We start from the raw sequence: 22,485 nt of genomic DNA, 5'->3' as shown, positions 1-22,485 counted from the left end.
TCAAACTTGCGCAAGCTCGCCCTTTACGCGAAGATTAAGACTATCTCTTTTGTAGGACGCCTTCTTGGACAACCTTTCTTACGAACTGCTGTTCGTTATTCTTATCGCCCTTATTCTTTGTTCAGCATTTTTTTCCAGCTCCGAAACGGGCATGGTCTCGCTCAACCGCTATCGCCTGCGCCACCTTGTTAATAAAAAACACAGCGGTGCAACTCGGGCCAGTAAATTGCTTGAACGAACAGACCGCCTTATTGGCGTTATTCTTATCGGCAACAATCTAGTCAACATCTTTGCCGCCATAGTCGCCGGAGCTATCGCTAAAAAGTTTTTTGGTGACTGGGAGGTTGGCAACCTAGTAATCATGCCAATGGCCCTAACCTTAACTATTTTGATTTTTGCAGAGGTTACCCCCAAGACAATTGCAGCGGTTTACCCAGAAAAAATAGCCTTCCCCGCAAGCTTTATTCTGCGCCCACTACTAACTATTTTGCACCCATTTGTGCTGTTGGTTAACGCTATATCTAACGCCATCTCAAGACTCTTTGGCATGGATCCAAGCAATAACAGCTTGGCAGACCACCTCCACCCTGAAGAGCTGCGCACCGTGGTGGATGAGGCCGGCGAACTGCTTAATGACCATCACCAAGGCATGCTACTCAATGTACTGGATCTTGAGAAATCAAGCGTTGATGACATTCTGGTTCCACGCAACGAAATCCTAGGCATAGATTTAGAAGCCCCTATAGAAGAGACCCTAGCCCTAATTCAAGACAGCGAATACACCATACTTCCGGTCTACAAAGGCGACATTAACGATGTCATCGGTGTCCTTCACCTACGCAATATCAGCCGCGTTTTACGTGATGGCCGTGAAGAGCTCAGTACCCGCGCCATACTCAAGCACCTAACAAAACCCTACTTTATTCCAGAGTCAACGCCACTATCACGCCAGCTACTTAACTTCCAAAAAAATAAAGCCCGTATAGCCCTAGTCGTTGACGAATATGGCGATTTGCAAGGACTTGTCACGCTGTCTGATCTACTTGAAGAGATTGTTGGTGACTTTGTTACCGATGCTGCAGAAGAGCAAGAAGAACCTATAAGCCTAGTTGGCAATGGTTGGTTCCGTATAGACGCCTCGGAACTGCTGCGAGACATCAATCGAGAGCTTGGCTGGAAGCTACCGACCAACGGCCCCAAAACACTCAACGGCTTAATCACTGAATTTTTAGAGAACATTCCCGAAGCCATCGTAAGTTTTGAGATTGGTAATTACCGCTTTCAAATTGACGAACTGAGTGACACACGTATTGAAAAAGCCCTCGTTTATGAAAAAAGCCCAAGCACACAAAACCCCGCCAGCTAGAAACGGGATAAGCTTAAATACAAACTAAAAGTGACGCCGCTCCACCGCATGGTGCTGACGGCGTACCTGCCCGCCGTAGTAAGTATTCACAAAATCAACCAGTACTCGCGCAGTAAACCCCCAAACGGTGTAGCCCTGACACAAATAAGCCGGCGCCCAATACTCCTGCCCAGCAAGCTTAAAAATATCGGTATGACTACGCCTATCTTCGACAAATAAAGATAAAGGCGCCCAAAAAGAAGAGGCAATTTCATCGGCATTCAACTGCAAATTGGGCTCCCCCACCAACTCAACCACAAAAGGCACAACACAAGCTCCGGCTCTTGTCGCTTGCATACTCAGTTCTGAACGATAGCGCAACTGGTGCTCTGCAAGCCCAACCTCCTCCTCACTTTCACGCAAAGCGGTGCGATACAAACTACTGTCGCTGCAATCCCGCTTTCCACCAGGAAACGCGACCTCACCTGCATGCTCTCGCAAATGCTGAGCGCGCTGGGTTAGCAAAATGCACTCACAAGAATCTATATGCGCAAGCACTAACAGAACAGCCGCATCAGCTTGCTCACGCCTTATATTTATATTCATTTATGCCCACTTACCCCCTTGCCCCACCATAAAGAGCCTGCTTCTTACTGGCAGAGAAAACAGCAAAACGTAACTACGCCTCGAATTCACCATGAATACCTTACGCAAGCTTTTGATAAGCAAGCTTATTCCCACATCGTATAACTATAGTGCTACACACAAGCTTTTGGCTTGGGTAGCATAGATTCAAACAAACGCTAAAACTTTTCTTCATAAGCAATACCAAATATAGGAGATAAGCTACTAACGCCAGAGGGCTGGCGCTATTTAGTTGGAGCAGAACACCATGAAGTCTAAATTACCCAGCCATCAAGAATTGGCAAAACTTGCGCAAAATGACCCAGAAGCGCTTGAGCAGATCAGACAACAACATATTGAGGAACTGATCAACAACGCCCCGGCAGAGTATCAGCGCCGCCTGAGAGGCCTGCAGTTCCAAGTGGATGCCAAACGTCAAACCCATAATAACCCTATGGGCGCCTGCATCGAAATTTCACGCATGATGATGGAAAGCCTTCAAGGGCTACAACAAGCTTTAGAGGGTACAAGCACGATAGAAAGCGAACCGGCGGCCACTGTATTAAGTTTTAATCGCCAACGCAGCCTAGCTTAAAGCCCTAAACCTAATATCGTTCAAGGCGACAAACATCATAAGCGGGCTCTTCATACGGATGAGCCCGCTTTAAAGCATCAACCACAGACTGTATCTTTTGCTCCTCACAAAGCAACTCAACACGCCACTCGTCAACTTGATGCAGGGCATGTAACTCCCCAAGATGAGGCTGGCTACCTGGTAACGGCCGAAACTGGCCAAGCCCCTTAGTCTGCCAACAACACTCAGCGTAATTGCCTAGCTTGCCTGCACCGGCATCAAACATCGCCTGCTTTACAGATTCCAATTGCTGCTCCGGAATAAATACCACTAACTTATACATCTAAACACCTAAAAACTTGCCTCATGAGTTACTATAGAACCCCTTATTCAATCGGTACCCATTAAGCCACTATGCGCCTTTTTGTAGATCAATTAACCAACCTCGACTTCAGCTTTCTAGACGCCCAGCGAGGCCTTGTTGGAGAAACTTGGCTTGCCAGCATAGAGCTTGAAGGCGAACTTGATGCACAAGGCATGGTGTGCGACTTTGGCACGGTAAAAAAGCTCATCAGAAACTGGCTCGATAATACCCTCGATCACAAATTGCTTGTACCAACTAATAGCAGCGCCCTCGGCAAACTTATTGACGGCGAGCTACAAAGCTTTGAGTGGAACTACAAACGAGGCCGACTACTCACGAAAGCCCCAGCAAGCGCACATGCTTTATTGCCCGTTCCGGCTATTAATCCAGAATATGTAGCTCAGTGGTGCTTAGCAGAGCTAAAACCCATGTTCCCAAGCTCGGTAATCAAACTGCAGCTACGCTTCGAAGTAGAACAAATAAATGGGCCCTTTTATCACTACAGCCACGGTCTAAAAAAACATTTAGGAAACTGCCAGCGCATTGCACACGGCCACCGCTCCAAGATAGAAATCTGGCGCAATGGCGAGCCCGCCACAGATCTAATGCAAGCTTGGGCTAGACGCTGGAAAGACATTTACATTGGCACCCAAGAAGACTGCAGCCAAGACCCACTTATTGCCGAAAACTATTTATTTCAGTATCAAGCCCAGCACGGCCCATTTCGCCTATCCCTACCAAAATCGCAATGCTATTTAATGGATACCGAATCGACCGTTGAATTAATTGCTAGCCACTTACAACAGCAATTACAACTAGCGGATAAAAACAGCAGCTACAAGGTCAAGGCGTACGAAGGCATTGCCAAAGGCGCGATTGCCGACTAAAACTCAAGATCAGCGCCAAACTGCAAATATAGAACAAGTAAAAACAACAAAGCCGACACCCCCTGCCAAAACAGCACGGGGTTTCGCTCAATAAGCGGCGCTCGCTCCTGACTAAGAAACACCTTATTTGGGTGGCGCAGGTCGCGAATAAACTCGCTAATAACCTCATAACGCTTTTCGGGGTTAGGGTTTAACGCCTTCCTTAAGGTAAAGTCCACCCACGCTGGCGTCTCGCGCTCATCATCAAGCACACTTCTATAAACAAGCCTACGCTGAGCTGCTCGGGTACGGGTTTTAGCGACATCTGCACCGTAAGGTAATCTGCCGGAGAGCATCTGATAAGCAATCACAGCAAGCGAAAACTGATCAGAAAGAGAGGTTCCAAACTCCCCGATGAAGTACTCTGGCGCCGTATATTGAGCCGTCCCCAATATATCCGAGCGGGTAATGGATGATGACCTATCCTCCAACCCCGCCACCCAAGTTGAGCCGAAGTCGATTATTTTTACTGTACCACCGTAATCGATCATTATGTTATCTGGCCGTAAATCTTGGTGAAGCATTTCCAAGCGATGAAAGGCTCGAAGCCCCTTAGCTATCTGCTCAACAATTTCCCTCACTTGCTCCAAGCTTGGCCGAGGGTTGTCAATCATCCATTGCGTCAGGGTTTGTCCCTCTATGTACTCTGTCGCTATATAAAAATGCGTCTTTGGCCTATCAACTTCACATGGCTTAAGTACATTCGCACTATTAATTCTTCGTGCCACCCACTCTTCAAATAAAAATCGCTCGAGAAACTCTTGATTATTTTGCTGCTCAACAGACGGGACCTTGATAACAACTTGCTTGCCCGAATTACCATCAAGAGCAAGATACACATTACTGCGCGGGCTTCGATATAACGCTCTAGCCACAGTAAAGCCGTCAAGCTCATCGCGGCCCTGCAGTACAGCAGGGAAAGGAAGCTCACAAAGAGAATGATACATTTCACCAACTTCAGGGTTGGGCACCGCCTCCACACGCGCAATGAGGCAGCTCAAGTTATCATCGCTGCCATTATCGTACGCGCGCTGAACGATCCTCTCTGCAGCACTATTGAGGTCATCACCGTATTCGTTACAAATAGCTGCGAGATCATCATCGGATAAGAACTCATAAATACCGTCTGTAACTAGCACAAAGGTACTACCGGCCTTTATGGCTACCTGTAGGTAGTCAAGGTCGAGTATCTGCCCCATGCCTAGAGCTCTTTGAAGATAATGTTTATCCTCATCAACGTGAACACGGTGCTCCTTGGTTAAGCACTCTAAAGAGTCGCCATGCAACTCATATACTCTTGAATCACCCGCATGAAAAACATGAGCCGTTGTGGATTTGATGATTAACCCACTAAACGTACAGACATAACCTTTATTCAAATTGTAACGATAACTACTGCGGCGCGATTGAGAGTAGAGCCAAGAATTAACCGCATTTAACACGCACTGCCCAGACTTCTTAACACTCCACGGTTCTGGAGTACTGTAATAGTCCTCAAAAAAACTGGTGATGGCGGTTTGACTAGCCTCTTGGCTAACCTCACTACTACTAATACCATCCGCTAAGGCAACAGCAACCCCTTTACTGTTTATTAGGGCTTGGTTAGGTATTTGAATTCCAAGAAAGTCTTGATTGACAGGCTTTCGCCCCTTATCACTACATTGACCCGAACGGACTGTTAAGATTTGACTCATGCGAAGCGCTACTTTTTAGTATTTATACTACCGCTAAAACCAACAACCCCAAAGGCACAAGTACCTTTGGGGTTGTATGAGATCAACACAAACTAATGTGAAATCAAAAAATTAAGCCGTTACTTTGCTACCAACAGCTTTTGGAGTACGAGCCTTTCCTTCACGAACATGAGTAAGATATAGAGGAAGACCGACTAATAAGAAACCACCCACAAGGTTACCAAGAGCCGTTGGGATTTCATTCCAAAGGAAGTAATCCATTAGATTAAAGTCACCACCCATGATCATAGAGAATGGGAACAAAAACATATTAACAATTGAGTGCTCAAAAACCATGTAGAAGAACAGCATGATCGGCATCCACATTGCGAAAATCTTACTAATCGCTGATGTAGAAATCATAGCTAACACAACACCCATAGACACCATCCAGTTACAAAGCATGCCGCGAATGAAGATAGTAAACCAACCAAGTACACCCTGCTCTTTATAACCTAGCGTCCTCGACTCACCAATCGCCGCAACTTTATCAGCTACAGCTCCACCATCTATCTGATAGCCGTAAGTAAGAATAAACGACGCAAAAAACGCCGTCATTAAAGCCCCTGCGAAGTTCCCAAGGAAAACCAGCCCCCAATTCCGAAGCAAACCTTTCATATCACAACCTGGGCGCTTATCAATAAGTGCCAGCGGCACCAGAGTAAACACGCCAGTCAAAAGATCGAACTTCATCAAATAAAGCATGATAAAACCGACCGGGAAGAGAACCGCTCCGAGCACCGGATTACCCGTTTTAGTAATGACGGTAATAGCAAAAAAAGCGGCAAGACCGAGAATAGCACCGGCCATCATGGCTCGGATAAAAGTATCTCTAGTTGACATAAAGATTTTTTGTTCACCGGCGTCGACCATTTTTTTGGCAAACTCGGCTGGTTCAAGATAAGACATCTCGTAGATTCCCCCAAAGGTAAATTTTATTTCTGACAATTGGGATAGAGCAAGGGAGATGCCAACTTCCTCAAACCAAGGATAAGCCCTATTCTTTTAGAGGGAATATAAAAAAGGGGGGCTTACAAGCCAAACAAAAGCACAACTTAAGTGCATGGCGCGAATTGCATCCCCATAAAAAGGCGAAAGGCAAGCTCAGCTGTACACATAACAGACAGGGCATCATCACACTGATGCACCTTAAGCCCCACTTTGGGGAAGTGCTTAGAGACTAAAGCACAATACCTGTGCTCCCCCTCTATTTACGATTCAAAGGTGACTTAAAAGCTTAACCCCAAGGAAATAATTTAAGGGTGGCCTCGAGAGAAAATAGCGAACCGAAGAATGGTGACCATACAGAAAACGTATTAACTAACGAGGGTTAACTTACACAGGCTTTCGCCTTGCCTTAATCAGTAGAGATGAGCCCGCCTTGAAGCTTCTCTTACATGCATATACAAAAAAACCGCCACAGGGGCGGTTTTTTTGTATATGGCGGAGAGGGAGGGATTCGAACCCTCGATGCCTTACGACATACACACTTTCCAGGCGTGCTCCTTCGGCCACTCGGACACCTCTCCAACGCTTCCAAAACTCTCAAGCCCTGAAAGGCGGCACACTCTACACAAAGCCCTTATTAAAGGCAATCTCTAAGGGCTAGATTCGCAAGCTTGCAACTTATGAACCATAATCTTTTATACCATCTGCTTCTTTAACGTAGGTCTAAGCTAAGCGTGCTAACGTCTTCTAACTTTCTACTACTTGTTTCAGCTGAGATTGCTTTATTGCTACTAGTCTTATGCCTACTACTAGTTATGCAAAACCGCTCTCTACGCAAACTAGTACACCAACTTAGAGCTAAAGCCCAAGATTTACTTCAGGACTTAAAAACAACTAAAGCAGCAAACAACCAACAACAAGATAGTGGCTTAAGCTTTCAAGAACACATAGACAAACAACTTAAGTTCACCAAGCAGCGCCATCAAACTCTAGACCCAAGCCAAGATATAGCTCTAGATCTCGCCCCAGAAACCCCCTTACCTAGACGCTCTGCCGCACTTCGCAACGCCATGCTATTAGCAGAAAAAGAAGCCATGGCCGACGCCGAAAAGCAGCCAGACTGGCAGAGCCTTGGCGCTCGCTACGAACAAATTTTTAGCTTTAATGAAGATTTTGCAACGGATACATTAGCAGCACCCAATAATGAAGAGTTAGAGCAACTACAAAGTGAGCTAGAAAACGCTCGTAAACGTGTCAATAATTTAGAGAAGTTCAAAAAACTCTACTTTGACCTAGAAGAACAATGGAACAACAGTAAGACCGAAGCCCAGAGTCACTTTGAAAACCTTAGCAACATGGCGTCAAAGCTGGACGCCCCTCAAGAGTTTGAACAAGCACTTGGAGACTACCACTCAAGCTATGCTGACATGGCTAAGCTTATCGAGGGTGGAATTAACGGCAACAATATCGTACAAGTCGTTGGTAATGATGCAGAATCCAAACGTGAGATAGCCAAATTAAGAGAGGTAGCGGCAGACCAGCATAGAATTATTGAAAGCCTTCAGTCTCAACTGCAAAATGCCAATACAGAACAAGAGCGAGCCGAAGTCGTCGATAGCCTACAAGAGCAGTTAGCCAAGCAAACTCGCTTTATTCAAGAATCTGAGACCTGCATCCAGCTATTAGAGGACGAGCTAACAACCGCCAACGCCGAAGTTGAGCAGTTACGAGCTCGCGTTAATACACTGCCCAATATTAAAACTGAGTTACTTGAAACCCGCTCTCAACACGATGAAATGGAGATCAAACTACAAGCTGCATTACATCAAAATAGAAAGCTCAAAGTCCGCCTTCAGCAGGTGGCGGAGGGCGAACCTAGCAATGGTAGCGCCGAAGAAAATAACAAGCTCAGAAAAGAGCTTAATGACTGGGAAAGCCGCTATAACGAACTCGAAGAAAAATTCTTAGATTTAAAATTGCAACAATAAGCTCAGAGTCAATTAAGACTAAAGTGTCGAATTTTTTTCCAGTTTCAGGCACACTAGCGCCCGGCATCACCAACTAACGCTGCACGAGGATCCCAAATGGCTGGGGCCACTAACAATAATAAAAAACCAAGACCCGTAACCCTACGGCGCAATATTGTACGCACACTGCTACTTGTCACAGTGATTGTCATGAGCCTTGCTCGCCTCATTGAACTGCCAGTCAGCCCTACAGCCCTTATCCTAATAGGCTGCGCTTCACTATATACCTTTCTCAGCGAGCAGTGGCTAAAACGCTACAAAAGCCAAAAAGAAGAAACCGTCTACTTTAATCAGCTGCTTATGCTCGACGCACTCTTTTTAGCAGCCCTTAGCAGTTTCTTCTTTGCCAGCTACACTATTACCGCTCTACTGCTACTGATCATTAGCTTTCAAGCCCTTTTAGTTGGCGGCCAACAACTTAGCCTTAGTAGCAGCGGTCTCTTCTTACTTGGAAGCGGCTCTTTAGGCTTTATCTTTCATATTGACTGGCACCTAGAATTAAGCCCATTTGTAGCCCTGCCTTTGTTTATAGGCCTTGGCGGCTCTCTGTTACTCTGGGCTAACCAAATACGCTCCTCTCTCGAGAGGCTAAACCTCAGTTCACACAAACTCTACAGCGACCTTGTTTTACACAAAGTGCGCACCTATAAACTCAGCCGATATGTATCACCACCCGTGTGGAGCGCTTTAAACCAAGGTCGTGATACCGCATTAAAAACCGAACGAAAACACCTATCTATTTTCTTTTCCGATATTGAGGGCTTCTCTTCTCTTTCTGAAGAGCTTGAAGCCGAAAACCTCACCGAACTGCTTAATAGCTACCTGACCGAGATGGTCAAAATAGCCGCCAAATACAACGGCACCATCGATAAGTTTATGGGTGACGGCCTTATGGTTATGTTTGGTGACACTAAGAGCCACGGCATTAAAGCCGATGCTTTGCGCTGCACATCAATGGCCATCGACATGCGCAAAAAGATGAAGGAACTCGAAAGAAAATGGTTAAGCTACGGAGTTAAAAAACCGCTTAGAATTCGCATGGGCATCAACAGCGGCTATTGCACCGTTGGCACCTTTGGCACTAGTGAGTATATGGATTACACAACACTTGGAACCCATGTAAACCTTGCCAGCCGCCTAGAGTCAGCAGCAGCTTCCGACGAAATCCTAGTCTCTCACGAAACATGGTCACTGATTAAAGACAACATTATGTGTCGGGACAAGGGCAGCATTAAAGCGAAAGGTTTTTCACACCCAATCAAGGTCTATCAGGTGATCAATCATCGCAAAGACATGGGCAAAAATCAGAGCTACTTTGAAGAGCGCATGACAGGCTTCTCGATGCACCTTGATCTCGACAAGCTTAAAAATTACGACCGTGAACGCATCGTTAAACACCTCGAAGACGTAGCAAGCAAACTGCGCGCCCGCTATGGCAAGGATGAAGAAGATTAACAGCACTCGCCACTCAAGATCCTAAGCAACGGCTTCTGCCCCCTAAAAACCTCAGCCCCTCAAAGAGCTACTACTGCCTTACGGTGCGCCTAAATGGCGGCTGCATACCCGCTAGATCTGCGCTATGGCGCATGGGATTAATATCCAATCCCCCGCGACGAGTATAGCGTGCATAAACAACAAGCGAATCGGGTTTAAAAGCCTCATTTAAATCATGAAAGATATGTTCAACGCAGCTTTCATGAAACCCCTGATACTGCCTAAATGCCACTAAGTATCGCAATAAACTCGCCTTATCAAACGCAGGGCCACTGTATTGCAACCACAGCGTAGCCCAATCAGGCTGCCCCGTTACAGGACAATTACTTTTCAGCAAGTGACTGTAGAAACAACGATCGCGCCAATGTTCCGACTCCGCAGCCAAAGACAACATGCCGGATTGAGGCTTATAGCGCTTGATCTCAATATCCAAGCCATCAATACACTCGCCAGGCACTGCATCAATAGCAGGTAAACCCTCAGCCAAACCAAATAAGCTCACGGAAACCTTACCGCCAACACAAGCCTGCAGATCCTCAGTCAAAACCTCAATAAGAGCCTGCTTAGAAGCAAATACGGTCTGATTCAGACTATTTAAATAATACTTAAAGGACTTGGATTCAACGATAAATGGATTGGAAGCACAAAAACTAAACTCAGCAACTGCGACCTGCGGCAAACCATTTGGCGCAAGCCAGCTCAACTCATAGGCGTTCCACATATCAACACCGAAGGCAACAAGCTGCGGCGCAACAAGATCAGCACGAGAAAGCTCACGCGCTATCGGTTGCAACAACCCGGCATCATAAGAATCGGGGTAGCTCGCATCTTTTCCTAGCTCTACAGGCGCCATGTTAATGCCTCAAACGTTTACTATTTTCCATTAAATACACCGCCGCTGTAGCAAGCAATACCAAAAATACACACACACCAAATAAAGACTGAGCCACACTGACATCACTCACCCCCAGTAAGCCGTAACGAAACAGGTTCACCAAATAGAGGATGGGATTAAACATGCTCAGCCACTGCCAAAAGCTAGGTAGCATATCAATGGTATAAAAGACGCCTCCCAAGTACGTTAGCGGCGTTAACACAAAGGTAGGCACCACACTGATATCGTCAAAACTATTGGCAAAGATCGCATTAATAAGACCCGCCAAAGCAAAGAGCATAGCCGAAAGCACCACCACCCCAACGGTTAAGACAAGCGAATGCAAAGGCAGCTTGGTAAAAAATAGAGACAGCAAGGTAACAATCAGCCCCACCAATAAGCCACGCAAGGCACCGCCGGTTACCCAACCCAATACAATGATGTAGTTAGGCGTCGGGCTCACCAAAAGCTCTTCAATGCTCTTGCTGTATTTCGCACTATAAAAAGAAGAGGCAACATTACTGTAACTATTATTAATAACCGCCATCATAATCAAGCCAGGGATGACAAAAGACATATAATCGTAGCCACCCATCTGCCCAATACGCGAGCCGATCAAGCTGCCAAAGATCAAAAAGTACAAGGTCATAGTAATAGCAGGTGGTATAAGGGTTTGCACCCAAATACGCATAAAACGCCTAACCTCTTTACGGATAATCGTCATGAGAGCAACACGAGTAGAGTAGCGCATCACTGGGCACCTCCAGAAGTCAGTCCCACAAACAGCTCCTCTAAGCGATTTACCTTATTGCGCATGCTTGAAACAGCAAGGCCCTGCGCACTCAAAGCCTCAAACAGCGCATTCAAACTATCACCTGCAGCCAAACTGACCTCTAAACGGCAGCCAGGCAATAGCAAAGGTTCATAGTGGCTTGGTAGCTCTGTCAATGTGGCATCGGCACTTAAATCCAAAACAAAGCTCTCTCTGTGCACACTAGCCAATAAGCTGCGCATATCCGAGCGCTCAACAATACGGCCGTGATTAATGATGGCGACATTGCGGCATAGTGCCTCGGCCTCTTCGAGGTAGTGGGTTGTTAATATAATACTGGTGCCTGCATCGTTTATTTTTTCAATAAACTCCCACATAGAACGACGCAGTTCAATATCAACCCCCGCCGTAGGCTCATCGAGCACCAAGAGTTGCGGCTGATGCACCAGAGCACGCGCAATCATCAATCTACGCTTCATACCCCCAGACAAGAAACGAGAAGCCTCCTCACGCTTTTCCCATAAGCCTAATTGCTGCAAGTAGTGATCCGCATGATCCCCAGCCTCAGCCTTTGGCATACCGTAATAACCGGCCTGATTAACGACAATATCCCTGACTTTCTCGAAGGTATTAAAATTAAACTCCTGAGGAACAATACCCAAACAACGTTTAGCCGCTGCAAAGTCACGATCAATATCATGGCCAAAAATACGGACACTGCCGCTATCCTTACGAACCAAAGAGCTAATAATACTAATAAGGGTCGACTTGCCAGCACCATTAGGCCCAAGCAAAGCAAAAAAATCACCTTTCTCGACCTGTAAACTGATTTGATTCAGGGCGAAAGCCCCTGGTTTATAGCTTTTGCTTAACGCGTCAATCTCTAGCGCATAGCTCATAGTGTTGTTCCACATAGACCCAAGGGCTCGAACTATATCAGCACAAGCCTCAACGAGGCAGTTTATGATAGGCAAAAAAAAACCAGCCCTAAGGCTGGTTTTTATAATTTGGAGCGGAAAAGGAGGCTCGAACTCCCGACCCCAACCTTGGCAAGGTTGTGCTCTACCAACTGAGCTATTTCCGCATGGCGTCCCCAAGGGGATTCGAACCCCTGTTACCGCCGTGAAAGGGCGGTGTCCTAGGCCTCTAGACGATGGGGACTTAGGACGTCGCTGATCTGGAAAGTTGCTTCCTGTCTCAACGAGGCGCGCATATTATTGAGTAAGCGATTCACTGTCAACACTCTAAATAAAAAAAAATCATTTTTTTTCATTTAATTTACTTACAGCCCCTATTTAGTATAAGTTTCAGACAAACTGACAACTATATAAACAACTCGGGCCAAGCCAGTTGCGGCATCCCCGATCTACAACTAAGTTTAAGGTAAGAATCCTGCCTTTATAGCAACTATGTCTACTGTCACAGTGATCATCGGCATAATCGTATTGCTGGCCGCCTTGGTCTGCTATGCCTTTGTGTCACAAAGCATTCAAAACAAGCGCGAGCAACGCAAGCGTATGCTGACAAGCCTTAAGAACCAATCTAGGGGCTTTAGGTTTATGCTTAGCGGCTGCCCTGAAGGCTTTTTACCTAAAGAACTAAAAATACTTGTTCAGCGCAGCCTTTTAGGAGTGAGTGAACAATTGAGCCAGCTCGAGCCCAATGAGCCTCTACACAAACAAGAACTACAGACAATTTCCCAGAGCCTTGCTGAAACCCAAAAAGAAGCCCCTAAAAACCAAGTTGTTACTCTGAATACTCCGCAACAAATAAAAGACGTAAAGATGAGCCTTGAAGAGCTGCATCGCTTTGTCTTTAACCTCGAGTCTCAAGGGCAAATGACTCGCCCCCAAGCAGATACCTACAGAAGCCAAATCAAACAGCTGGTTTTACAGGCCACTGTTGATGGCTATGTACTACAAGGACACAACGCTAAACAAAGCGAGAAGACCAAGCTAGCCATCCACTATTTTGACCTCGCTATTCAGCTTATGCAGCGAGAAGGTAAAGTCGGCAGCTTTGAAGGCCGTATCGCCCAACTAAGCGAACAAGTAAAAGAGCTAAACATTCGCCTTCAGGAAGAAATAGAAGCGGGCCAACATGTAGCTGAGATCAGCGATGAAAACGAATTAGAAGACGAGTGGAATAAATTTGGCTCTGATAGCAGCGAGGATATTTGGAAAAAGAAACAGGTCTATGATTAAAGCCCCCTGTCGCCTCCACTACAAGCTTGCCAAGCCGCCTCCACTAAAACTTATATAAACACAGTTGATCTAAAGTAAGCTTCACGACAAAGGTTAAATACACTAAGTCGCAGCCATCGACACAATACGACTGATCTCACACAAACTTCTCCCACTTTGCTGCTGCCAAGTGGTAAAAGCCTGCTGTACTTTAAGCAACTCTTTCTGGCTCGTTACTGGGCGCTTATCAATCACCCCTTCTAATAACAACACGGCGGCAACATCATTGGTTAATAAGTAAGTATCACGCCCCACCATACGCAGAAAATAACCACTCGAAGCGCCACCTAACTGGGAACCGCACTTTTTCAACTCGAGCCACAACTCATTGGTTTTAGCGGCTGGCCACTCAGACAACCAAGTAGCAAATGAACCGTGAGCCTCTTGTATATCACGCACAAACTGAGCATTCGCTCGGATACTTTTAATTTTACCCAAATGGCGAATAAGGCTCTTATCAGCCATACATTGATCAATAAACTCATCACTCATCATCGCGCAAGCAAAAGGATCAAAGCCCCAAAACACCTCTTCAAAACGGGGCCACTTTGCATCCACCAAAGAATGCTTAAGACCCGCCCTAAAAATCCTCAAACTCATTTTCGATAAGTAATAAGCATCATCTTGGGCGGCTAGCTGCTCCTTTGTTAACGCTTTAGGCAAAAGCAGCTCAAGCTCTTCCTCACCCCCTTTATGTAAACAAGCGGTGGCGTATATCTCTTTAAACTCACGCATTATTCTTCTCCCCCACTTTCATGTAGAGTTAAAGAAGCTGAATTGACGCAGTAGCGCAAACCCGTAGGCTGGGGCCCATCGGTAAATACATGCCCCAAATGAGCATGACAGCGAGCACAGCAAATCTCAGTGCGAGCCATACCGTGACTTCGATCTAACACTTCCGTAATAGCCGATGAACTCAAAGCCTGATAAAAGCTCGGCCAACCGCTGCCACTGTCGTATTTTGCGGTTGAAGTAAACAAGGGCTCGGAACAGCAGCGGCAGACATATTCCCCAAGCGTCTTGGTATCCACATAACGACCAGAGAACGGACGCTCTGTGCCCTTTTCTCGACAAATATGAAACTCATGAGCATCAAGCTTATCGCGCCAGTACTCGTCGTCTTTTAGCTTAGCTTCTGACATAATCCTCTCCTTATAAACACGGCACGACTATAAACAATGCCCATGATGCCTTGGCACCTTAGTGTACAAACACTGCGCCGAGGCTCTTATACTGATACGGCATCAACACAAGCACCGATAAAGTAACAAGATCATGCACAAGTTTGATAAATCACACAAACTCGACGGCGTCTGCTACGACATTCGCGGCCCCGTTCTTCAACATGCTTATCGCCTTGAAGAAGAAGGCCATAAGATTTTAAAGCTCAATATTGGCAACCCAGCCCCATTTGGCTTTGACGCTCCCGACGAGATCATCAGCGACGTCATTCACAACATGCGCAAGGCTCAAGGTTATGTAGAAAGCCGAGGCCTCTTTGCTGCGCGTAAAGCCATTATGCAAGAAACCCAACGCCAAGGTATTAAAGGCATAGAAGTGGGCGACATATTTCTTGGCAACGGTGTTAGTGAACTTATTGTAATGGCCAACCAAGCCTTGCTAAACGATGGTGACGAAGTACTTATCCCATCCCCTGACTATCCGCTTTGGACAGCAGCAGTAAAACTGGCCGGAGGCAACCCCGTTCACTACATCTGCGATGAGCAAGCCCAGTGGCAACCAGATTTAGACGACATTCGCTCTCGCCTCACTGAGCGCACACGAGCCATTGTTATTATCAACCCAAACAACCCGACAGGTGCCGTGTATTCGCGTGAAGTCCTTGAAGGTATTGCTCAGCTTGCACGCGAGCACAAGCTATTGATCTTTGCAGACGAAATTTACAGCAAGATTGTCTATGACGATGCTGTGCACATCCCAATGGCAAGTATTGCTGACGACGTAACTTGCATTAGCTTTAATGGCTTAAGTAAGTCCTATCGCCTCGCAGGTTTTCGTTCAGGATGGCTCTACATTAGTGGCCGCAAGGGCGCAGCCAGTGATTTTATGGCCGGCATAGAAATGCTTGCCTCGATGCGTTTGTGCGCCAATGTACCCGCCATGTTTGCGGTACAAACCGCGCTCGGGGGCTACCAAAGTATTAATGACTTAGTGCTGCCAGGTGGGCGCCTCAATGAACAAAGACAAGTAGCCTGTGAAGCACTTAATGCCATCCCCGGCATTAGCTGTGTTGTGCCAAAGGGAGCAATTTATCTATTCCCTAAAATCGACAGAGACATGTACGACTTCGACGATGATCAACAACTGATACTCGACTTTTTACTGTCTGAAAAAGTACTACTGGTGCAAGGTACAGCCTTTAACTGGGCCGATCCCGACCACTTCCGTATCGTGTTTTTACCACAACCTGCCGACATCAAAACGGCTATTGATAAATTTGGCCAATTTTTACAACGGTATAGAAAGTAGTGCACGAACTAAACATTGGGGACTTTTGCAAAGACGCGGCGCGTATCATTTTAACCTTATACCGCCGCTTCCCCAGTAAAAGTACCCTGTACATAGAAGATATTATCGGCCCTGATACGCCCGACGAGTTTGGCTTGCACAGCAATCGACACATGGCTTGCTTTAGCGCGGTATTATGGCTCGCCGAAGAAGGCTGGTTACGCTACGGCGACACCATCCAACAAGAAGCCTTTGATGAAGTTGTACTCAGCCAAAAAAGCTTTGTTTATTTTGCCAGCACAGAAACCGAACCAGACAGCGCTATTACTCGTATAGCCCAGCTTGAAAAAACACTTAAAAAAGCTAGCAGCGACAAACTCAACGCATGCGTAATAGCTTATATGCGCCAACTTTCTGCATAAACGTGAGTTTAACGATTAAATACAGTAAGCTCAGACGCACTAACACAAACCTTTAGTACAACCATGCTCTTTAACGCCGTCCAAAGTACTGCAACTCTTATTGCCATTGGCTTTGCCAGTGTGTCGTTTATTCTAACAGTCATACACCTAAGGCAAACTCATTTACACAAAAAGAAAAATATTAAAGAGCAGGATGCCAGCGAAAAACTAGAAGATTGCAACCTCAAACTCAGCTCCGAAAACCGTATTTTTAAAGCCTCTGTCGAAAGCTTACGCACTGAGCTTGAACTGCTTTACAAAAAACAACACAAGCTCGAGAGCCAAGGCTCTAGTAATGTTGATTTTTACCGTCAGGTATTTGATTACAGCCCCGTTTTCTATTTCACCCTAAGTAACAACCTGCGTATTGACGATATAAACCAAAGTGCCTGTGATCGCTTGCAATATCGTTTTGCAGATATGGTCCACATGCGCTTTTTAGACCTTATTGAACCTAGCGCCCGTCAGCGAGTCGCGGGAATGCTGGATCAAATTCAAGAAGGTGTCGCAAAGAGCTGCCGCATTGAAACCATACTATTAGATCAAGACAAACAAAGCTTACATGTAGTCCTTCACCTACATCGTATAAAGCGCCATTTTGGCGAAACAATTATTGCTTATTGCGAGGATATCAGTGAGTCACGAGAGCTTAGCCAAACCCTTGCGCATCAAGCCCACCATGATGAACTTACCGGCCTTAAAAATCGACGAGCACTTGAGGAATACTTTGCTGAAGAATTACAGAACTACGGCGAACAGAATCAACTCACCCTGATTTATTTCGACATCGACCAGCTTAAAGTTGTCAATGACACTTGCGGACATAGCGCTGGTGACCAACTCATTAAACAATTAGTTGCGGTTCTTAGCCCTCACATTAAAAACGAAAATGCTTTTTTTGCTCGTATTGGTGGTGATGAGTTTGCTGTACTACTGGTTAATCGCAATCCTGACTACGCAGCCACCTTCGCTGAAGCTTTACGCTTTGAAGCCGAAGCCTTTACCTTCCGCTGGGATGGATTGAGCTTCCGCCTAAGTATTAGTGTCGGTATCGCCATTAGCAATAGCCGCAGCGAAGAATTCAGCAGCTTATTGAGCGCCGCAGATGCAGCCTGCTACAGCGCCAAAGAACAGGGGCGCAACCAAGTCCAAATTAATGCACGTAAAGTGGATGAGGCAAACTCCGACCAACAACAAAACATGCTCTGGGTAAGCCGTTTAGATAAAGCCATTAACAACAACGACTTTGTTTTAAATTTTCAACCTATTGTCGGTATCGATAAACCTTATGCTCCCTACGTGCACTACGAAGTACTTATTCAATATCGTGATGATATAGGCAATTTAGTTCAACCCTCGCAGTTTCTTCCCTCTGCTGAGCGCTACGGAAAATCCCCAGCTATTGATTTGTGGGTTATCAAGCAAACCTTTAGCTACTTAAGAAATAATCCTGAACACGTTGCCCGCTTAGGCTGCTGCTCAGTCAACATCAGTGGCCACACCATCGCAAGCGACCGCGCCCGCGAGACCATCATCAACATGGTTAGAGCTGCAAATTTTCCTGCAAATAAAGTTTGTTTTGAAATTACCGAAAGTAGCGCCATGCAAAACTTAAACGAAGCAATTGAATTTATGCGCACACTGCGTGCCTTAGGCTGTCGCTTTGCGCTTGATGATTTTGGCACAGGCTTTTCGTCGTTTAGCTATCTAAAAAACCTCGATGTTGACTACTTAAAAATAGATGGGTCTTTTGTGCAAGACGTAGTGCGAGATAATATTGCTCGCGCAATGATTCAAGCCATTAGCGCAATAGCTAAAGAGATGGGCATTCGTACAGTGGCGGAATATGTTGAGAACGACATTGTTCTTAGAGAGCTAAAAAGCCTAGGCGTCGACTACGCCCAAGGCTTTGGCATCGCAAAACCGATGCCTCTAGAAGCCTTGTCGGACTTTTACTTCGACAATGCAACAGCCGATGCACCTTAAAGCGCTGACTTCTTTTTATAGACCAATAGCTTTAAGGCTCTCTCACTATCTGCATCGGGAAAATCGGGATGCAAGCCTAGTCGCTCAACAAAATCAAAGCATTCAAGCTCGCTATCACACAAGGCTTTAAACTCAGTAAAACGAATCTCTGGGGAATTTAAACATAACAACAATTCTGCAGAGCTCGTCGTTAACGAATCCATGCGCCGCAGTAATTTCTTATAATCCTTAGTTGCAACAAAGCTACCTTTTTGAAAGCTAGGTGGATCACAAACAACCAGATCATAAGGGCCAAAGCGCTTTAAACGACTCCAAGACTTCATAATATCGTTAGCGTAAAAGCGAACTTGCTGCTCGGCTATACCATTTAAGCGGTAATTGTGACGACCCAGACTTAAACTACGCGAGCTTAGATCCATATTCAAAGCACTAGAGGCACCTGCCGCACTTGCCACAATAGAAAAGCTGCATGTATAAGAAAATAAATTTAATACAGATTTATCTTTAGCTCGAGACTCCAGCCATTGCCGCGCATACTCTGCATCCAGAAAAAAACCAATATTTTGCTGATCTAAATTCAACAAGAAGCGCTGCGACCCTCTTCGAGCGTACAACTCGCTCAGCGCTTGGCCATAAACACAAACATAACGAGGTTGTGCTTCATAACGGCATTGCAAATAAATAGGTGCCTCAGGAAAAAGCCCCTGTAACAACACTAATAATTCATCTTCGACCTGTAAGGGGGAAAATAAAGTGAGTACCAGTGCAGGCTCATAATAATCCAACAAAACCTGCTCTAAGCCTGGGTAGCACTGACCACGGCCGTGAAACAACCGACAACTGTCTAAAGAGCGACGACGCCCATCAGCAACGGCCGCTTGCCATGATTCAATACACTCAACGATGGGGCTTAAATCAGGCACACTCAAACCCCAAGGCTTTCGCTTTAGCTGCTAAGTTAAGATCACTTGTTTTAAATTTATAGTGAGAGAACTCTCTGCGCTTAGGGTAGGTTTTACGTAAAAGATCAAAGCTACTAGGCAGCTCCGGTAAAGCTTTATTTAAACGCTCATGATCAGCATCAATGTCGTAGGTCTTAAGCACCAACGCTTGTAAGCTTGCCGCCTCTAACTCTTGAGCCTGCCCTAGGCAACGTGAGCGCAAAGCATTAATTCGCTCATTGATCCACTGCTGATCTTTACCTTGCTGCAAGGCAAGTTTCTCAAAGATCATTGTTGTCCCATTCACTTTTCCCTCAAAGCTATAACCAGCAATATGAGGTGATCCATATTTAACATGAGCAAATAGCTCTGGCAGCATATGAGGCTCATTTGCCCAGACATCCAACACGACATCTAAGTCATTATGCGTTTGCATATAAGCCAGCAACGCATGATTATCGATGCATTCACCACGTCCTGCATTAATTAATAAAGCGCCCTTTTTTAATTTATTTAATTCTTCAGCACCAATAAGGTTAACTGTCGGATAAGGTCCATCAGCAATCTTAGGTGTATGCATACACACAATATCACAGTCATAAATAGACTCGAAATCGCTCAAGTCTTCAAGCTGTGTTTTATTTAAATGAGGATCGATACAATAGCAGTCCATACCTAGAGCTTTTAAGTACTGCCAAACTCGCCCCCCCACATTACCACAACCAACAATAGCTACTTTATTCGATTGTTCTAGACGACCTAAAGCAGCTAAAACAGTAATAACATATTGCACAACACCTAATGCATTACAGCCAGGGGCGGCGCTATAACTTATGCCTTGTTGCTCAAAATACTGTTTATCTAAGTGATCGGTGCCTATCGTACAAGTGCCTACAAACTGAACTTTGTGCCCACTCAGCAGCTCTTTATTTACTTGTGTTACAGAGCGCACCAATAGAGCATCAACACTCTCTAGGTCTGCATGTTTCATTGTTCGGCCAGCCAATAAGCTTACCTCACCCAGCTCCGAAAATAGCTCTTTAGCAAAAGGGATATTTTCGTCTGCAAGAATATTCAGCATAATTTTTCCAGTAATTGGTAGAGGCCAGTAGGGGCCTTGAATTCATCAAATAAAACAAGCAATGCCTGCTTATTAATAGAGGTATGCGCAATGTTATAATCAGCATCACTAAGACAGTCATCACGCAAATGCGTTAAAGCCAAATTAGCATCGATTAAAGCCTCATTTTCCTGCAACTTATGCGCAAGGCTTTTGGCCGCCCGAATAGATAAGCCAGAAACGGCTGTAAAATCTGTTTTAATCTGCTGCCAAGATTTCAGCTCTGAGAAAATAGCGCTGAGGCTTTTTTTACCAATGCCATGCACACCACTTATATTGTCAGCACGATCTCCGACAATAGCTAAGTACTCCGCTATTCGCTCAGGAGCAATATCAAAAGCTTGTTTAAAAGCCTGATAATTGAGCGCTTGTGAATACGAATAATCCCACAGGCGCCCATTATTAAGCATTAAGATTTGCGCTAAATCTTTGTCTCGACTTAAAACCCAAGGCTCAGCATTATCTAATCGAGCCAAACGCGCCAAAGCGGCAATCAGATCATCAGCCTCGAATTCCTCACTGGCAAACGTGGCAATACCTAGGTAAGACGCTATTTTTTTACAGGCCAACAACTCATAAGCTAATTCCTCATCAGGCAATGCTCTATTTCGCTTATAACATGCATTTATCTGATGGCGAAAGCCTGTATGCAAACTCTCATCAAAGCAGCAGGCTACAAACTCTGGCTTTTGATCTTGCAACAACCTCATCAACCAATGTGTCCACGCCAGCACCGTGGTCACTTCCCTACCACTACGCGAAAGCATTGACCGCCTCTTAGAAAAATAAAACCTAAATATATAAATCGAACTATCAATAAGGTAGGCAGGTTTCACTTACTAAGCGTCTCGTGACTGTAATAAGCCTGACAAAAAATAGTCGCTTGAGTAAACTCGGTACTAAAATTTTGCGCCAATAGCTGAGCCCGCGGGGGCAGCCCCTCTGAAGCATATGTCTGTGCTTGCGCAATAACAGCTCGCTCAAATTCAGGGCTTGCCCCAACCTCACCGCTTAAGTTATCAACACTTAAGCGAAAAGGCAGGGCACAAGCTCGGGATAAAAGCCACTCTACGGCTTGCGGCTTGATTTCAACAGATTCAAACTCGCGTTGCTGAGCCTGCGTTCGCCCATCAGGTGCGTACCAATAACCGTAATCAAGTAATAGCCGCCGCTCAGCCCCAGCAATACACCAATGCGCAATTTCATGTAAAGCACTGGCCACATAGTCGTGCGAGAACTGAATGCAATGAAAACCTTGCTCCGTATGAGCGGGCTGATAGAGCGGCTCATCAAAGCCTCCCTGAATGCGAGTATTCAAACTTAAAGCAAAGGTCTGATCAAATACTTGGCACACACGCCTCAGAACCGATGGCATGTTTTCACTACTTTCCTTATAACTCATAAATATGAACTAAACTTATTAATAATCGGTCGAAATATAAAGCAAAGCATACGATTTTAAGCGTGAGCTTATGCTCATTAAAAACCGATGCTTGTGTTCTCGATCTCAGCAAGATAATGTATGGCTTAACAGGCTAACTAAAGTCGCTTAACAACCAGAGCTCAAGTACTGTGGTTTAGAGC

At 45.6% G+C, this 22,485-nt stretch carries 22 protein-coding genes and 3 tRNA genes; 9 read left to right on the top strand and 16 right to left on the bottom strand.

What is annotated here, in order from left to right:
• Nucleotides 1-64: 64 nt before the first annotated feature.
• Entirely contained in the window at nt 65-1,366 is a 1,302-nt protein-coding gene (locus AB1S55_RS09005; protein WP_370981475.1) for an HlyC/CorC family transporter, read from the top strand.
• A gap of 24 nt (nt 1,367-1,390) precedes the next feature.
• Here AB1S55_RS09005 and AB1S55_RS09000 read toward each other — a convergent pair whose 3' ends face one another.
• Nucleotides 1,391-1,951: a CoA pyrophosphatase gene (locus tag AB1S55_RS09000; RefSeq protein ID WP_370981474.1), complete on the bottom strand. Its 561-nt coding sequence runs from the start codon at nt 1,949-1,951 to the stop codon at nt 1,391-1,393.
• 286 nt (nt 1,952-2,237) lie between these two features.
• Between AB1S55_RS09000 and AB1S55_RS08995 the strand changes: the two genes are divergently transcribed.
• Nucleotides 2,238-2,564 (top strand): DUF3135 domain-containing protein, encoded by a 327-nt coding sequence (locus AB1S55_RS08995; RefSeq protein ID WP_370981473.1) that lies wholly within the window; start codon nt 2,238-2,240, stop codon nt 2,562-2,564.
• 10 nt (nt 2,565-2,574) lie between these two features.
• Here the strand turns inward: AB1S55_RS08995 and AB1S55_RS08990 are convergent, their stop codons facing one another.
• Nucleotides 2,575-2,886 (bottom strand): NGG1p interacting factor NIF3, encoded by a 312-nt coding sequence (locus AB1S55_RS08990; RefSeq protein ID WP_370981472.1) that lies wholly within the window; start codon nt 2,884-2,886, stop codon nt 2,575-2,577.
• A 71-nt stretch (nt 2,887-2,957) separates the two neighbouring features.
• Between AB1S55_RS08990 and AB1S55_RS08985 the strand changes: the two genes are divergently transcribed.
• Nucleotides 2,958-3,794, top strand: coding sequence for a 6-pyruvoyl tetrahydropterin synthase family protein (locus AB1S55_RS08985; protein ID WP_370981471.1), 837 nt, complete (start codon nt 2,958-2,960; stop codon nt 3,792-3,794).
• On the opposite strand, the gene AB1S55_RS08980 is transcribed toward AB1S55_RS08985, so the two are convergent.
• The 3 genes from AB1S55_RS08980 to AB1S55_RS08970 form a co-directional block, all read right to left on the bottom strand.
• Complete coding sequence (locus tag AB1S55_RS08980; RefSeq protein WP_370981470.1) at nt 3,791-5,527, bottom strand: protein kinase; 1,737 nt, start codon at nt 5,525-5,527, stop codon at nt 3,791-3,793. The two genes, AB1S55_RS08985 and AB1S55_RS08980, sit on opposite strands and share 4 nt — an antisense overlap.
• A gap of 111 nt (nt 5,528-5,638) precedes the next feature.
• Nucleotides 5,639-6,475, bottom strand: a complete 837-nt coding sequence (locus AB1S55_RS08975; RefSeq protein ID WP_370981469.1) for a formate/nitrite transporter family protein — start codon at nt 6,473-6,475, stop codon at nt 5,639-5,641.
• 532 nt (nt 6,476-7,007) lie between these two features.
• Nucleotides 7,008-7,095 (bottom strand) — tRNA-Ser (locus AB1S55_RS08970).
• A gap of 153 nt (nt 7,096-7,248) precedes the next feature.
• Between AB1S55_RS08970 and AB1S55_RS08965 the strand changes: the two genes are divergently transcribed.
• Both AB1S55_RS08965 and AB1S55_RS08960 read left to right on the top strand, forming a co-directional pair.
• A complete protein-coding gene (locus AB1S55_RS08965; protein WP_370981468.1) occupies nt 7,249-8,502 on the top strand; it encodes a hypothetical protein in 1,254 nt (417 codons plus the stop codon).
• A gap of 96 nt (nt 8,503-8,598) precedes the next feature.
• Nucleotides 8,599-9,996, top strand: coding sequence for an adenylate/guanylate cyclase domain-containing protein (locus AB1S55_RS08960; RefSeq protein WP_370981467.1), 1,398 nt, complete (start codon nt 8,599-8,601; stop codon nt 9,994-9,996).
• 70 nt (nt 9,997-10,066) lie between these two features.
• On the opposite strand, the gene queF is transcribed toward AB1S55_RS08960, so the two are convergent.
• From queF to AB1S55_RS08935, 5 genes are all read right to left on the bottom strand, one after another.
• Entirely contained in the window at nt 10,067-10,888 is an 822-nt protein-coding gene (gene queF, locus AB1S55_RS08955) for an NADPH-dependent 7-cyano-7-deazaguanine reductase QueF (RefSeq protein ID WP_370981466.1), read from the bottom strand.
• A gap of 1 nt (nt 10,889) precedes the next feature.
• Complete coding sequence (locus tag AB1S55_RS08950) at nt 10,890-11,660, bottom strand: ABC transporter permease (RefSeq protein WP_370981465.1); 771 nt, start codon at nt 11,658-11,660, stop codon at nt 10,890-10,892.
• Nucleotides 11,660-12,580 (bottom strand): ABC transporter ATP-binding protein, encoded by a 921-nt coding sequence (locus tag AB1S55_RS08945; RefSeq protein ID WP_370981464.1) that lies wholly within the window; start codon nt 12,578-12,580, stop codon nt 11,660-11,662. Before AB1S55_RS08945 ends, AB1S55_RS08950 begins: the two co-directional genes overlap by 1 nt.
• 109 nt (nt 12,581-12,689) lie before the next feature.
• Nucleotides 12,690-12,765, bottom strand: a tRNA-Gly gene (locus AB1S55_RS08940).
• A 1-nt stretch (nt 12,766) separates the two neighbouring features.
• A tRNA-Glu gene (locus AB1S55_RS08935) sits at nt 12,767-12,842 on the bottom strand.
• Between the two features lie 248 nt (nt 12,843-13,090).
• Between AB1S55_RS08935 and AB1S55_RS08930 the strand changes: the two genes are divergently transcribed.
• On the top strand, nt 13,091-13,885 hold the full coding sequence (locus AB1S55_RS08930) for a hypothetical protein (RefSeq protein WP_370981463.1): 795 nt from the start codon (nt 13,091-13,093) through the stop codon (nt 13,883-13,885).
• A 102-nt stretch (nt 13,886-13,987) separates the two neighbouring features.
• Here AB1S55_RS08930 and AB1S55_RS08925 read toward each other — a convergent pair whose 3' ends face one another.
• Both AB1S55_RS08925 and msrB read right to left on the bottom strand, forming a co-directional pair.
• Entirely contained in the window at nt 13,988-14,659 is a 672-nt protein-coding gene (locus tag AB1S55_RS08925; RefSeq protein WP_370981462.1) for a DNA-3-methyladenine glycosylase I, read from the bottom strand.
• On the bottom strand, nt 14,659-15,066 hold the full coding sequence (gene msrB, locus AB1S55_RS08920; protein WP_370981461.1) for a peptide-methionine (R)-S-oxide reductase MsrB: 408 nt from the start codon (nt 15,064-15,066) through the stop codon (nt 14,659-14,661). The genes AB1S55_RS08925 and msrB overlap by 1 nt, the downstream gene beginning before the upstream one ends.
• Nucleotides 15,067-15,199: 133 nt before the next feature.
• On the opposite strand from msrB, the gene AB1S55_RS08915 reads away from it, so the two are divergent.
• The 3 genes from AB1S55_RS08915 to AB1S55_RS08905 all read left to right on the top strand — a co-directional run bounded on the left by AB1S55_RS08915 (nt 15,200) and on the right by AB1S55_RS08905 (nt 18,840).
• Nucleotides 15,200-16,414, top strand: coding sequence for a pyridoxal phosphate-dependent aminotransferase (locus AB1S55_RS08915; protein ID WP_370981460.1), 1,215 nt, complete (start codon nt 15,200-15,202; stop codon nt 16,412-16,414).
• Nucleotides 16,414-16,815 (top strand): hypothetical protein, encoded by a 402-nt coding sequence (locus tag AB1S55_RS08910; RefSeq protein ID WP_370981459.1) that lies wholly within the window; start codon nt 16,414-16,416, stop codon nt 16,813-16,815. Before AB1S55_RS08915 ends, AB1S55_RS08910 begins: the two co-directional genes overlap by 1 nt.
• 63 nt (nt 16,816-16,878) lie before the next feature.
• A complete protein-coding gene (locus tag AB1S55_RS08905; protein ID WP_370981457.1) occupies nt 16,879-18,840 on the top strand; it encodes a putative bifunctional diguanylate cyclase/phosphodiesterase in 1,962 nt (653 codons plus the stop codon).
• On the opposite strand, the gene AB1S55_RS08900 is transcribed toward AB1S55_RS08905, so the two are convergent.
• Genes AB1S55_RS08900 through AB1S55_RS08885 form a run of 4 tightly spaced genes read right to left on the bottom strand, consistent with a single transcriptional unit; the run spans nt 18,837 to nt 22,303 of the window.
• Nucleotides 18,837-19,763: a class I SAM-dependent methyltransferase gene (locus tag AB1S55_RS08900; RefSeq protein WP_370981456.1), complete on the bottom strand. Its 927-nt coding sequence runs from the start codon at nt 19,761-19,763 to the stop codon at nt 18,837-18,839. The genes AB1S55_RS08905 and AB1S55_RS08900 overlap by 4 nt on opposite strands.
• Complete coding sequence (locus AB1S55_RS08895; RefSeq protein WP_370981455.1) at nt 19,756-20,862, bottom strand: 4-phosphoerythronate dehydrogenase; 1,107 nt, start codon at nt 20,860-20,862, stop codon at nt 19,756-19,758. Before AB1S55_RS08895 ends, AB1S55_RS08900 begins: the two co-directional genes overlap by 8 nt.
• Nucleotides 20,856-21,737: a 5'-3' exonuclease H3TH domain-containing protein gene (locus tag AB1S55_RS08890; protein WP_370981454.1), complete on the bottom strand. Its 882-nt coding sequence runs from the start codon at nt 21,735-21,737 to the stop codon at nt 20,856-20,858. Before AB1S55_RS08890 ends, AB1S55_RS08895 begins: the two co-directional genes overlap by 7 nt.
• Complete coding sequence (locus tag AB1S55_RS08885) at nt 21,734-22,303, bottom strand: elongation factor P hydroxylase (protein WP_370981453.1); 570 nt, start codon at nt 22,301-22,303, stop codon at nt 21,734-21,736. The genes AB1S55_RS08890 and AB1S55_RS08885 overlap by 4 nt, the downstream gene beginning before the upstream one ends.
• Nucleotides 22,304-22,485 lie beyond the last annotated feature (182 nt).

Source organism: Agaribacterium sp. ZY112, assembly GCF_041346925.1.
Taxonomy (GTDB): Bacteria; Pseudomonadota; Gammaproteobacteria; order Pseudomonadales; family Cellvibrionaceae; genus Agaribacterium.
Note: the sequence above shows the minus strand (reverse complement) of the source record. Positions and strands in the feature narration are given on the sequence as shown.

What these genes read in the sequence shown, in the direction of transcription:
- AB1S55_RS08995 (WP_370981473.1), top strand. Translation starts at nt 2,238, where the DNA reads ATGAAGTCTAAATTACCCAGCCATCAAGAATTGGCAAAACTTGCGCAA.
- AB1S55_RS08925 (WP_370981462.1), bottom strand. Translation starts at nt 14,659, where the DNA reads ATGCGTGAGTTTAAAGAGATATACGCCACCGCTTGTTTACATAAAGGG.
- AB1S55_RS08895 (WP_370981455.1), bottom strand. Translation starts at nt 20,862, where the DNA reads ATGCTGAATATTCTTGCAGACGAAAATATCCCTTTTGCTAAAGAGCTA.
- msrB (WP_370981461.1), bottom strand. Translation starts at nt 15,066, where the DNA reads ATGTCAGAAGCTAAGCTAAAAGACGACGAGTACTGGCGCGATAAGCTT.
- AB1S55_RS08960 (WP_370981467.1), top strand. Translation starts at nt 8,599, where the DNA reads ATGGCTGGGGCCACTAACAATAATAAAAAACCAAGACCCGTAACCCTA.
- AB1S55_RS08905 (WP_370981457.1), top strand. Translation starts at nt 16,879, where the DNA reads ATGCTCTTTAACGCCGTCCAAAGTACTGCAACTCTTATTGCCATTGGC.
- AB1S55_RS08990 (WP_370981472.1), bottom strand. Translation starts at nt 2,886, where the DNA reads ATGTATAAGTTAGTGGTATTTATTCCGGAGCAGCAATTGGAATCTGTA.
- AB1S55_RS08930 (WP_370981463.1), top strand. Translation starts at nt 13,091, where the DNA reads ATGTCTACTGTCACAGTGATCATCGGCATAATCGTATTGCTGGCCGCC.
- queF (WP_370981466.1), bottom strand. Translation starts at nt 10,888, where the DNA reads ATGGCGCCTGTAGAGCTAGGAAAAGATGCGAGCTACCCCGATTCTTAT.
- AB1S55_RS08985 (WP_370981471.1), top strand. Translation starts at nt 2,958, where the DNA reads ATGCGCCTTTTTGTAGATCAATTAACCAACCTCGACTTCAGCTTTCTA.
- AB1S55_RS08950 (WP_370981465.1), bottom strand. Translation starts at nt 11,660, where the DNA reads ATGCGCTACTCTACTCGTGTTGCTCTCATGACGATTATCCGTAAAGAG.
- AB1S55_RS08915 (WP_370981460.1), top strand. Translation starts at nt 15,200, where the DNA reads ATGCACAAGTTTGATAAATCACACAAACTCGACGGCGTCTGCTACGAC.
- AB1S55_RS08980 (WP_370981470.1), bottom strand. Translation starts at nt 5,527, where the DNA reads ATGAGTCAAATCTTAACAGTCCGTTCGGGTCAATGTAGTGATAAGGGG.
- AB1S55_RS08945 (WP_370981464.1), bottom strand. Translation starts at nt 12,580, where the DNA reads ATGAGCTATGCGCTAGAGATTGACGCGTTAAGCAAAAGCTATAAACCA.
- AB1S55_RS09000 (WP_370981474.1), bottom strand. Translation starts at nt 1,951, where the DNA reads ATGAATATAAATATAAGGCGTGAGCAAGCTGATGCGGCTGTTCTGTTA.
- AB1S55_RS08885 (WP_370981453.1), bottom strand. Translation starts at nt 22,303, where the DNA reads ATGAGTTATAAGGAAAGTAGTGAAAACATGCCATCGGTTCTGAGGCGT.
- AB1S55_RS08975 (WP_370981469.1), bottom strand. Translation starts at nt 6,475, where the DNA reads ATGTCTTATCTTGAACCAGCCGAGTTTGCCAAAAAAATGGTCGACGCC.